Source organism: Candidatus Uabimicrobium helgolandensis (assembly GCF_041508025.1).
GTDB classification, from domain to species: Bacteria; Planctomycetota; Uabimicrobiia; order Uabimicrobiales; family Uabimicrobiaceae; genus Uabimicrobium; species Uabimicrobium helgolandensis.
This window is the reverse complement of record NZ_CP165719.1, coordinates 7,404,776-7,416,682: the sequence shown is the minus strand read 5'-3', so window position 1 is coordinate 7,416,682 and position 11,907 is coordinate 7,404,776. Positions and strand designations below refer to the sequence as shown.

The window sequence follows — 11,907 nt, the reverse complement described above, 5'->3', positions numbered from 1 at the left end:
GACCAGAATCCCGCACTTGATGCCAAGATTTGTAAGTCTTTTCATCTTTAGATTTTTAGACCTAAATCAATGGGCTTGATTTGTATAATAATCTTAAGGGTGCACTATGCACTGTATAGATAATAACTCCAAAAACAAAAAAAAACCACTTTGTTTTTGAAATGTTTTCATTTTGACGATGGTTTTGAGGAGGAATTTGGTGCAGGCATCATAATGCGTGTAGCTTTGTTTTGTCTAAAGACTTTTCTTTTACATACATTTATTCTTCTTGAATCAAAGGCACTTGTATATATTCCAAATTTTACTTTAGCAATTCTGCCATTTGACAACAGACAATGTGATCATTGATTTAGCTGTTAGCTTTTCTTCTCCTTTGCTTATTGAAAAAACTTCTGATTCAGCGACATAGATATTTTTTCCTGCTTTTAAAACGTCTGATTGACATCTTAAACTCTCTCCCAATGCTGGACGTAGAAAATTTATTTTGAATTCTACAGTGAGAATGATTTCATCTGCTTTTATTAGACTTCCCGCTGCTGCTCCGGCAGTGTGATCAGCCATAGTTGCTTGTACACCAGCATGTACAAATTTGTTTTGTTGCATATGTCGCGGTTGAACTTGCAATGTTGTTTTACATTGTCCAGGAGATATCGATTTAAGTTGCACACCTAACTCGCTAATAAAATTGGCTTTCGAAAAAAGTTCTTTGATTTTCTTCTCAAAATGAGGATCTTGCGGTTTCATAAAAGCTCCTAACTTGTCTATTTTACGCCTTAGAATTTTTAACTACTGATTTCTTCGCGCTTCCATTTCCTTAAAAATATCACTACACATTTCTTTGGCAACACTAGCAATTAAAGCCTTATTTTCTTTTTCTTTTCTTGCAATAATACCACCTTCACGAATCATCCAGAGGGCTATTTTTGTAATTACTAACAATAAAAGTATCTTAAAAATCCACGCAGCAAAATACGAAATTTTTATCTGTTCTCTTTGAATAAGATTGTTTGCTACCGGTTGGTTATTCGGCTGTTGATTTTCGTCGGGCGCTATAGTTTTTTCTTGCTTGTTTAATAATTCGATAATAAGAGCATAAGTAAATTTATCAACATTACTTTCTTTTTCAATTTGCATTGCGAAGTCTTTCACAATATTAGGATTCTCGAATAGCTCCCATATTTGCTTCGTAATAGAAAATAAAAATACAACTCCAATAACAACAATCACTATACCAACGGTTTTCATTACGTAATTTATTACTGTTGTTATGTCAACTGAATCTCTATTCCAATCTTGATCTTGCATATCGAATTCCTTCATTGTTTTTAAATTATTTAGGTTAAGTAGTTTTAGAGCGTCGGCATTTATCTTCCTGATAACTTGGTTCTTTTAGAAATTAGTTTTGTTAAGTCATTTCCTAAAGTAACAGCATTATTTAAACCTGCTCTAATAAAACTATCTACAGCTATTATCTACGAAATGTCAATTTATTAAAAAAAAATTTAAAATATCTCTTGATTTATGAAAGTGTTACATTATTATGTTAAGCATTGTTAATATGATAATATAATTAAATAACAAGTTGATAATTTTATAACTTAAATAAGTAAGAAGGAGTTTATAGTGCTTTACTTTCTGTGCGTCTTCGGTGTTTTATTTGATGTATCTTTGTTTATGGGTGAACATAAACCAGTTGGTTTGTCATTACAAGAGAGTATACAAAAATCGCTAAAAAATAATCTCGATTTAAAAGTAGAGAGATATAATCCGCGTATAGTGAGTGAAGACGTTATCATAGAGGAGAGTAAATTCGATACTTTATTGTCATTTAATTTTGGTTACGATAATTTTGAAAAAGAAAAATTCGATAAAACAAGTTCTGCGGATGGCTTTGATGTGGATGTTTCAGCAAGACTCTATAAAAAATATTTCTCTGGAACATCGGTACGCTTGCAATATGAAAATGGCTATGATAGATATTATGATTCAAATGATATTATCGGATTTGAGGGAACGAATACTTTTTGGTCACAAGAATTATCTCTTAAGGTCACTCAACCTCTGTTACGCAATTTTGGAGTACTTGTTAATACTACAGATTTACGTATCGCAAGGCGTAATATTAAAATACAAGAATATGAGTTACAACAAAAAATATTAGAGGTAGTTACCGAAATTCGCTTTTTATACCTTGAGCTAATTGTTGCGAGAGAGTCAGTGAAGTTTCAAGAGATGTCGTTGAAATTTGCGGGTAACTTTTTAGAAATGACAGAACAAAGTATCAAAGAAGGAATGATGGCTCCTGCTTCTATGGTAGAAGCGCAAAGAATAGTTGCTGATCGCCAACAAGAACTTATCAGTGCAGAACAAAAACTTCTTCTTGTTGGTAATAAAATAAAAAAATTCATTTCGCCACTTGATCGCAGTTTTTATAGCGACGTGGTTTTATTACCAAGTGATGCTCTCAAATTTACTGATATTGACGTTGATTTTTCAAAAAATATAACCAATGCTCTTAAACATCGACGTGATTTGTTTAGTGGTCGGCTTTCTCTGGAAAATGCACAAACATTAGTCGATTTTTATCAAAATCAATTACTACCAAAGCTTGATATCTCTGCGGGTGTTGGTATTCAAGGACTTAATGAAGAGTGGTCTGAAGCGTACAATTCTGTATCACAAGGAGACTTTCTTACTTGGAAATTTGAAGTGGCATTTGAAATACCTCTGGGGAACCGACTTGCTAAATCCAAATACCAACAGTCCCGTTTAAAACAAAAGCAGATTCGCGAAAAATTGAACAAAATTCAAAATCAAATCATGTATGATGTTCAACAATCAATAGTAACTCTAAAAGCGGAAGCAATGCGCGTAAAAGTAGTAAAAAAGAATAAAGTACTCGCTGAACAGCAACTGCGTAATCAACAAATTAAATATGAAGAAGGAATGATACCTCTTTTTCAGTTACAAGATACAGAACAAAAGTTGACAAAGGCCCGTATAAACGAAGTAAAAGCGATTGCCGCTCACGAGCAAGCTATTGCAGCGCTCGATTTTGCAGAAGGAAATGTTGAGAAAGTTCTTGAACAATTTTTTATTCGTATAAATAATAAAGAGATTATCCAATGAAAAGTTATACCCAAAAAGATTGTTACGAACAATTTAGTAGTGTACTAGAATTTTTATATAATGCCTTGCACCTCGAAATTGACTACCAAGAATTTCGTAAGGCCATAGAAAAAGCAAACTTGATCATTGATTCGCAAAAGACTCTTTATTCTGAGTTGACCAAGGTATGTGCTATACTTGGCGTACAAATATACAAGATGCCTATTTCCTTAGAACAAATATTTGCCACTAAAAACAAGAGCGAACCATGGATATTCTTCAATAATAACGAAAATAAATTTAATGGTTGGATTGGAATTTCTGAGATTCGCAGTAAAAAAGCAAAAGTTTACTCTTTAACAAGTGGTTTTAGTAAGTGGTTGTCTATTTCGAAGCTAAAAAAAGTTATCGGTGAAGAGAATAATTCTGTTGGTAAATTGTGGTTAGCAGCTAGTTCTGGCTTGCCTTTGTCTCCATTAGAATCGCGTTATCACAAAAAAACACTTTCTCCACAAAAAAGGCTATTCCAGTTTCTAAAAATTGAAAAAAATGATCTTTACGCTGTTGTTATTTATTCGTTAGTGGCTGGATTTTTTTACTTAGTTACACCAGTTATTGTACAAACATTAGTAAATAGCATAGCCTTTGGAACACTTTTGCAACCATTTGTGATTTTAACGATAGCATTATTTTTAATTTTAAGCTTTGCGGCTGTTATCGGAACATTAAACTCTTATGTTGTTGAGATTATCCAGCAGCGGTTGTTCGCAAAATTGGCTTGTGACCTTTCGTATCGCTTACCAAGAGTAAAATTTTCATCTTTTGATCGACATAATCCACCAGAACTAGTCAATCGTTTTTTTGATATAGTTACGATACAAAAAAGTGCTTCATCCCTAGTTATAGACGGTTTATCTATCGTATTACAAACAATTATTGGCATGGTTTTTTTGATGTTGTACCATCCGATACTACTCGTCTTTAATATGATACTACTCGCAGCAATTTGTTATGTACTTTTTGTGTTGGGCTATGGTGCTATTCGTAGTAGTGTTAAAGAGTCTTACGCAAAATATGATGTTGTTGGCTGGCTGCAAGACATTGTGCGAAATCGTATCATTTTCAAATCACAAAGTGGGCTCAACTATTTGTCAAGACAGTCAGACGCACACACCCGCAATTATTTAAAAGCTCGCAAGCAACACTTTCGTATACTGTTGTGGCAAATTATTGGCTTTTTCTCTATACAAGCCTTTGCTAATGCTGCAGTCTTAGGTTTTGGTGGTTATCTTGTGATCCAAGGTGAATTGAGCCTCGGGCAATTGGTAGCAGCGGAAATTATTGTTGCTCTTATTGCTTTAAACTTAACGAAATTCAGCAAGCACTTAGCAGTATACTATGATTTAGTTGCAGCAACGGATAAGCTAGGATATCTCATTGATTTATCTGTCGAAAGAAACAATGGAGACTTTATCAATATTGATAAGCCAATAGAAGTCCACATTAAAAACTTAGATTTTTCTTATAAGAATAAAAGTATCTTACAGAATGTTAGTATGCATATACCAGAAGGTAAAATTGTTGGTATTAGTGGAAAAAGTGGTTCCGGAAAGAGCACATTTTTAGATGTCCTTTATGGACTCCGTACTTACACTTCGGGACAAATTCTTTATAATAATGTCGATAAACGTTACTTTTTCCTTCCTAACTTACGTGCACACATCTCGCTTTCTCGAGGAATTGAACTCTTTTCAGGAACCATACGTGACAATATATGTCTTGATCGCCCAATACCAGTATCTAAAATCCATGAAGTGTTAGATGACTTAGGAGCTTTAGAGCTTATTAAGGAATTGCCAGAAGGTTTAGATACTAAAATAACTAGTTTAGGAAATCCTCTTTCTCAAGGCTTAGCATATTGTGTAATTGTAACAAGAGCTGTACTCTCTGGTGCAAGACTACTGATTATAGATCAAATACTTGATAGTATTGATAATGAACTTCGTAAAACGGTTTTGTCATACTTGCAGCGTTGTTGTCAAGCGAAAATGTTTAGTGTGCTTATTAGTTCTTATAATACTAGTTCTCTAAGCAAATGTGATTTAGTTTATGAACTTAATAATCACAAGATCGAACTTGTAAAAGATATTTTGTAAAAGGCTTAGAAAGTTGAGAGATATATAGGGCATGTCCCTAATATTGTTTTACATAGGAATTTTACTAGTTTTTCGATTCTTAAACTTATTGATATTGACATTCTAGAACCGAGGTAAAAATGGATAATCTTGAGTATTACAGTTCACTATCTGACAGTGATTTGATGCGATATAATACATATAAGAATGGAGAAGATCTTCCTGCACTGCGTTACATAAAAACTCCAAAGGTTATTTCTATATTATCAAAAATGTTTCTTTTTGGTTTTATTAGTTTGATCATTGCACTGATATTTACTCCATGGGTACAAAATGTTACGGGAAAAGGTGAAGTGATCGCATATGCCCCTTTAGAAAGACGGCAAACCATTGCTGCTCCTATTTTTGGTGTTGTCACTAAGTGGTATGCCGAAGAAGGAGAACTTGTCGAAAAAAACCAACTTCTTGTTGAAATTAGCGATAATGATCCACAATTGATGGATAGATTGGCGCAACAAAAAACAGCGTTAAAAAATCAATTGGTCGCAGCAAAAAGTAAATTAGAGTCTTATCGTACGCGCTATATTGCGCTTAACAGTTCTCTTGAAAGTGCTTTGGCAATCCAGCAATCAGAAATACAAGCAGCAATTGCAAAGCGTAAAGGAACAGAGAGAGAATTAGATGCCCAAAAAGCCAATTTTACGACTAGTGCTCTAAATTATAAACGAGTTTTAGTTTTAAAAGACAAGGGAATAACATCGCAGAGAGACATGGAGGTTGCCACTCTAAAATATCAAAAATCTAGAGCCGACGTGAATAAATATCGCCAAGAACTCCGTGTTGCAAAAAACTACGAAAAAGCAAGTTTTGAAAAAAAGCAAAAAATAAAGCATGATGCGAATGCTTCAATGAGTTCAACACAAAGCTTGATTGCATCTAGTGAATCAGATATTGCTAAAATTCAGGCTGAAATTGCTAAACTAAGTACATCAATTTCACGTCAATCAACACAAGTAATTAAAGCGCCGCGTAAAGGTTATATATTTAAGATACTAAAGGCTCCTGGTAGTGAGCAAGTTAAGAAAGCCGATGCGGTCGCTATATTTTTACCATACACCCAAGAAAAAGCGGTTGAAATTTACATTGACGGTAACGATATACCTCTGGTTAGTGTTGGTCGCAAAGTTCGTCTTAAGTTTGAAGGATGGCCTGCGTTGCAATTTGTGGGTTGGCCATCGGCTGCTGTTGGAACTTTTGGTGGGGAAGTAGCAGTAATTGATTCAACAGATAGTAGCAAAGGGAAGTTTCGTATTGTTATTGTCCCTGATAAAAACGACATTGCCTGGCCTGATAGCCAATATTTACGCCAAGGAGTACGCGTTGTAGGATGGGTACTTCTCGATGAGGTGTCACTTGGTTTTGAGCTTTGGCGTCAATTCAATGGTTTTCCTCCGAGTATTGAAGAACCAGACAAGTTAAAAACAGAAATATATAAAAAAAAGAAATAGAGCTGTTCTTTGGAGTTCACGAACGTCGGATGTATGATATTCGCGAAATGTAGTTGTAAATTACCATATATGCAGAAAAGAAAAATAACATAATCCTTGACACATTCGCAGGTTTATAAAACAATTTAAAGGTCAAGTGATCTAGTAAAATGTTGACGCACTCTACTATAGTTTTATTTTTTAGCGTTGCTGTATCTTTTTATGTAATCAGCGTTGTAGGCTCATTGCCACACTAAAAGATAAAATTTAAATAACTACATTAATGAGCATTTTAGTAGATCTTTATTTTTCGGAGGAATGCTTATGTCGTTTAATACTTTTTTCGCTAATAGTACTCTTTTTCTATTGTTAGTACTAACTAGTTTGGGTTTTGCTGAAAACGTAGTCAAAAATTACGACGTTACAAAAATTATCAAAGAGTCAAAGTACCCAGAAGAAACAAAGTGGAAAGTTGTCCGTTTACGTAACCTACTTACTCATATATCAGGCGTCGAGAAAATAGAAATTGTAAATTCTTCACCAAAAATCGAAATAGCGGTTCATTGTGAAGAAGCTTCTGTTCCACATGTAGAAGAGTTTTTTAAGGAATTTGTAAGTTTATCGACAAAAACATATGTGATTTCTGCTTTGTTGGCAGAAAGTTCTTCTACGAATAGTAAAGTATCCGTTATTCCATTTTCACCTTCTCAAAATATTGAGGTATCGGGAAAATATGCGCATTTTCAACGTGTTAAATATCACTTTGGACAACAAGCTTCTGTACAGGTAGGTGATACAATTACTTATCTTAAGAGTTATCAGGTTACTAAAGAAGATGAGAAAGAAACTGCAACACCACAAATGGCTACCACTGTTAAGAATGCTGTTATTTTTGATAGTTTGGTTTTTCGCAATATGCGCAACAAAATAAATCATATAAGCTTTTCAATTAAGTGGCTCAAGTTGATGTCTTTACAAGACAAGAAAGTTTTTTTATCTCCGCAGCTTGGTGAAGTTGTTATTCAAGAACCACAAAGAGAAGAGAAAACCTTAAATTATAATTTACCTCTCATCGAAAAATGTGTAAAAATTGAAACACCTACTTTTGAATTTGATGGTAAAAGTTATCACGTTGTTATTAAAGTACAAGAATTTTAAATTGAAGTTGGGCTTTTTATAATAAAAACGCAGGTCTTGACTAGACCTACGTTTTTTTATAACAACTGAAAATGAATGTTTTCAGAGGTTGTTTACTGGTACAAACACATCTATTAAATATTTATCAGAGTCTGTTAAATATTCGGTTATAGTTAGGAGCACGACTACCGTTACGATTACGATAGTTATAGATATCCAATTGATGATACTCCCCAGTTAAACATACTTGCTTCAAATTTCATTTCACTTTTGTTTTTCTAGATAGTCGGAAAGTATTTGCAAAACTTGTGGAAAGTTTTCGCGGCCAAATCCTATGCGAACATGCTTATTACCGAAATTGAATACCTCCGAAGGAAGAAGCATGATGCCTGTATCAGTGACTAATTTTTCACAAAATTGCAATGTAGTTTCAGCGATTGACAGTCTTGGAAAACAAATAGAACCGCCAATTGGTTTATTCCAAGTAATAAAGTCTTGGTGTTTTTGACAGAATTCATTTAGATGTTTTAGGTTTCTCTGTATTCTTTGTCGTTGACTTTCAATAATTTGTTGACGATTTTTTATTGCCATCACTGCAAGTATTTCGCTAGGAGCGCTTCCGCAAATTGTAGTGTAGTCTTTTAGTTGTGACATTTTTTCAAGGATAGCATTATTTTGGGAAGCCATCCAACCCAGTCGTAACCCTGGTAAACCAAAGGTTTTAGATAAACCGAATAGAGAAAAAGCTTTGTCGTATATTTCTGACGCGGATGGCAATGTACTTGTCTCTTCTGTTTCAAGAAATCTATACATCTCATCGGAGAATAAATAAGCTCCTTGTTGATAAACAATATCTATAAGGTCGTGGAAATCTTGTAGCGGTGGAACATAGCCTGTAGGGTTATGAGGAAAATTAGCGACCACGAGTTTCGTATTTGTTTGTAATTTTTTGCGAAGATCATTAATGCAAAATTTCCACCCTTGCTCTTCTTGTGGTTGCCAAAAAGAAATATCACATCCAATAGATTGTGCAATTTCATATAGTGATTGATAACCTGGGAAGGTGCAGACAATATGATCACCTGGTTTTAGTAAAGTATTCATCAGTAAAAAAATACCTTCTGATGGCACAACAGTGAGAATATTTTCTGCTTTTAAAGAAGAGTAGATCTCGGCAATAGATTCTCTTAGCAAGGGATGTCCGTAGATTTCAGTATAACCTAACTTTAATTCTTGCCATGCCTTAAGTGTTTCTTGGCTTGCCATTTCTATCAACTCTGACATCGATAGAGATTCGCAATCGGAAGAAGAAAGTAAATACTTGGTGGAAAATTCGTACTTTGCAAAATAACGTTCTAGTTCAAATGTGGCAATTTTCATAACTTGGACTCTTTCGTCGTTGTCTTTTTGGTTTAGGACCCGTTAATCATTGTAAAAGGAAATATTTACTTTTGCAATAGAGTGACATTGCTTCACTATACTTTGCGATGATATACTAGAGGTGGAGGTCATTTTTATCGAGGCAACAACAAAAATTACTTGTCAAAAAAGCTAAATTCTCATACACTAAGCTCTGATTTTCATACATTTCAGCATTCTGAAAAGTGCTGAGAATGTAATTATATATTATTTAAATAACTATTGCGCTGCGAGAGTAATCACGATGGATGTTTGGCTAGGTAAAACTTTTGGAAAATATCAGGTTAAAAAATTTATTGGTAAAGGAACTATTGGTTCTGTTTATCAAGCAGAACACTTGGAAACTAAGAAAATCTTTGCGATTAAAATTTTTGATTTAAGATTATCTCATTCTTTAAAACAGAAACTACACCTTTTAGATGAAGCGAAAACTTTACAACACGATAACATAGTAAAGATATACGAAAGAGGTGAAAATCACAGTACATTTTATATGGTAATGGAATATATTGAAGGCAAGAATTTGTATTCTCTTATAGAGGAAAAAGAGCGTTTAAGTTCTCGTCACGTGCTTAGTATTGCCAAAGGAATTACTAAGGCTCTTGTTTATTCACATAAGCAGGGAATTGTGCATCGCGACATAAAACCCACAAATATAATTATTACCAAAGACCAAAAAATTAAAATTACCGATTTTGGAATGGCAAAAATAGTTAATTCAGTTTCGGATATATCGCAGCTAGATAAGATTATCAGTACTGTGTTTTATGTTTCACCTGAACAAGCAATGGGTGTAAAAAAAATAGATTCCCGTTCAGATTTTTATTCTTTGGGAATTACTTTGTATCAGGCTCTTACTGGTCAAATTCCTTATCCAGGACGAACGCCTTTACAAGTACTGCAACAACATATTTCTTCTCCACTTCCAAAAATGAATAAATTACATCATGATATTCCACTCGAGATGGAAAAGATAGTTACAAAATTAACAGCAAAAAAAAGAGAAGATCGCTACCAAAGTTCGGATGAAGTTTTAGAAGCAATCGCTGTTTGCAACACAAAAATAACTAAACGCAAAGAAACGTTTAATGTATTACCAACATGGGTAGTCAGTACTCTTGTGTTTTTAGTTTTATTTTTTGTTGGCTTTACTTTGGCTAAGAAAATGGTAAAGAGTGATAAACAACAAGCAAAAGATACTCAATTTACGATTGATAAATTGGAAATAGCTAACAGTTTAGAACAAAACACAAATAAGTTTTCTAAAAATAGTATGATGTGTCTAGAAATCTACTGGACGATAACTTATCTTCCAAAAGAGCAGTTACCTAAGATATTTACCATTGCTTTTGAAGAGCGTAACTTAAATCCTATTACTCAAAACCTTGGAGCTGCACAAATTGGGCAACAGTACCACAAATACTGCGTTTCTTTACATAATTTCAAATACGGAGCTCATACTGTTCGCGTAGGTTTTATGGTTGGCGGTGTTATTCATGAAAGAAAGGTTTCATTTGCAATTCCTTCACCAATAAAACAAGTACACCACATCCAAATAGAACCAAAAGAGATAACACTTGTGCCAAATAGTTCTCATAAATTTGACTATTTACTTTCCGATAACAATAACAAGACGTTGAATATCTCAAAATCGGTTAAGTGGGCTGCTACTGGAGGTACTATCGACGATGGTATTTTTAGCGCAGGAGAAGAAGAAGGAATATTTTCGGTAACAGTGAAGTGTCCTAACCACGGAGTCGAAGATTCTGCTAAGATTATAATAAAGAAAGCTGTTGACAAAAGAACCGGGTGGTTTGGAGAACATATGCCAGAAGGAATGGTAAAAGCTAGCACTCGCGGAGAATATATTTGGGAAAAAGACCAGAGTGTTATGGCATTTGTTCCCGCAGGAAAATTTTGGTTAGGAAGTAATTTCCAAGAAAATGAAAGACCTGTTCAACAGTTATATCTAGATTCTTTTTACATCGATAAATACGAGTTATCGCAAAAGCAATATAAGAATTTTTGCCAGAAAACGAAACAACGTTTTCCAAAACAACCTAAGTGGAGTTCTCCTGATCATCCCGTTGTTAACATTTCTTGGCAAGCGTCACAAAAATATGCTAAGTGGGCACAAAAAAGACTTCCAACAGAAAAGCAGTGGGAAAAATCAGCGAAAGGTGGCTTTTACATACCTGATTGGAAAACAGATCAAAAAATTATTCCTTTATTATTAAATCCTCGGCCAAGGAGAGCTTATCCTTGGGGTGATCAGTTGCCAAATGAGCACGGAATTTATCGTTGTAATTATGTATCAAACAACAAATGGACCGAAAGGCATCTTGATGGTTATAAAAGAGGAGCCCCTGTTTTTGCTTTTTCACGTTGGAAATCACCGTATGGTTGTGTCAACTTATCAGGAAATGTCTGGGAGTGGTGCGCAAATTTGTACACAGATAAATACCAACAAGATAAAATCTCTCACGAAAAGTCTCACGCTAAGTATGCGCTTCGCGGCGGAAGTTGGTACAATCACTCAAAAGGGTGTCGTACAACAAGGCGTCATCACGGACTGGTAAATCAAAAATCAGAATTTATAGGTATTCGTTTTTGTAAGTAAG

General features: G+C 34.3%; 8 protein-coding genes. 5 read left to right on the top strand and 3 right to left on the bottom strand.

Features of this window, described 5'->3' with window-relative positions; translation table 11 throughout:
• Window positions 1-306 precede the first annotated feature (306 nt).
• Complete coding sequence (locus tag UABHE_RS27435) at window positions 307-744, bottom strand: PaaI family thioesterase (protein WP_372366509.1); 438 nt, start codon at window positions 742-744, stop codon at window positions 307-309.
• A 42-nt stretch (window positions 745-786) separates the two neighbouring features.
• Window positions 787-1,305 carry a hypothetical protein gene (locus UABHE_RS27430; protein WP_372366508.1) on the bottom strand — a complete coding sequence of 173 codons (519 nt, stop codon included), beginning with the start codon at window positions 1,303-1,305 and terminating at the stop codon, window positions 787-789.
• A 318-nt stretch (window positions 1,306-1,623) separates the two neighbouring features.
• On the opposite strand from UABHE_RS27430, the gene UABHE_RS27425 reads away from it, so the two are divergent.
• The 4 genes from UABHE_RS27425 to UABHE_RS27410 all read left to right on the top strand — a co-directional run bounded on the left by UABHE_RS27425 (window position 1,624) and on the right by UABHE_RS27410 (window position 7,888).
• Window positions 1,624-3,129: a TolC family protein gene (locus UABHE_RS27425; RefSeq protein ID WP_372366507.1), complete on the top strand. Its 1,506-nt coding sequence runs from the start codon at window positions 1,624-1,626 to the stop codon at window positions 3,127-3,129.
• Entirely contained in the window at window positions 3,126-5,264 is a 2,139-nt protein-coding gene (locus UABHE_RS27420) for a peptidase domain-containing ABC transporter (protein ID WP_372366506.1), read from the top strand. Before UABHE_RS27425 ends, UABHE_RS27420 begins: the two co-directional genes overlap by 4 nt.
• 119 nt (window positions 5,265-5,383) lie before the next feature.
• Complete coding sequence (locus UABHE_RS27415) at window positions 5,384-6,751, top strand: HlyD family secretion protein (protein WP_372366505.1); 1,368 nt, start codon at window positions 5,384-5,386, stop codon at window positions 6,749-6,751.
• 303 nt (window positions 6,752-7,054) lie between these two features.
• The gene (locus UABHE_RS27410) at window positions 7,055-7,888 is read left to right on the top strand and encodes a hypothetical protein (protein ID WP_372366504.1); all 834 of its coding nucleotides are present in this window, start codon (window positions 7,055-7,057) and stop codon (window positions 7,886-7,888) included.
• A 243-nt stretch (window positions 7,889-8,131) separates the two neighbouring features.
• On the opposite strand, the gene UABHE_RS27405 is transcribed toward UABHE_RS27410, so the two are convergent.
• Window positions 8,132-9,247 (bottom strand): aminotransferase class I/II-fold pyridoxal phosphate-dependent enzyme, encoded by a 1,116-nt coding sequence (locus tag UABHE_RS27405; RefSeq protein WP_372366503.1) that lies wholly within the window; start codon window positions 9,245-9,247, stop codon window positions 8,132-8,134.
• Window positions 9,248-9,530: 283 nt separating this feature from the next.
• On the opposite strand from UABHE_RS27405, the gene UABHE_RS27400 reads away from it, so the two are divergent.
• Window positions 9,531-11,906 carry an SUMF1/EgtB/PvdO family nonheme iron enzyme gene (locus tag UABHE_RS27400; RefSeq protein ID WP_372366502.1) on the top strand — a complete coding sequence of 792 codons (2,376 nt, stop codon included), beginning with the start codon at window positions 9,531-9,533 and terminating at the stop codon, window positions 11,904-11,906.
• Window position 11,907 lies beyond the last annotated feature (1 nt).

Bases quoted from the DNA above. Each gene is read 5' to 3' on its own strand.
- UABHE_RS27430 (WP_372366508.1), bottom strand. From the start codon at position 1,305: ATGCAAGATCAAGATTGGAATAGAGATTCAGTTGACATAACAACAGTA.
- UABHE_RS27420 (WP_372366506.1), top strand. From the start codon at position 3,126: ATGAAAAGTTATACCCAAAAAGATTGTTACGAACAATTTAGTAGTGTA.
- UABHE_RS27435 (WP_372366509.1), bottom strand. From the start codon at position 744: ATGAAACCGCAAGATCCTCATTTTGAGAAGAAAATCAAAGAACTTTTT.
- UABHE_RS27405 (WP_372366503.1), bottom strand. From the start codon at position 9,247: ATGAAAATTGCCACATTTGAACTAGAACGTTATTTTGCAAAGTACGAA.
- UABHE_RS27410 (WP_372366504.1), top strand. From the start codon at position 7,055: ATGTCGTTTAATACTTTTTTCGCTAATAGTACTCTTTTTCTATTGTTA.
- UABHE_RS27415 (WP_372366505.1), top strand. From the start codon at position 5,384: ATGGATAATCTTGAGTATTACAGTTCACTATCTGACAGTGATTTGATG.
- UABHE_RS27400 (WP_372366502.1), top strand. From the start codon at position 9,531: ATGGATGTTTGGCTAGGTAAAACTTTTGGAAAATATCAGGTTAAAAAA.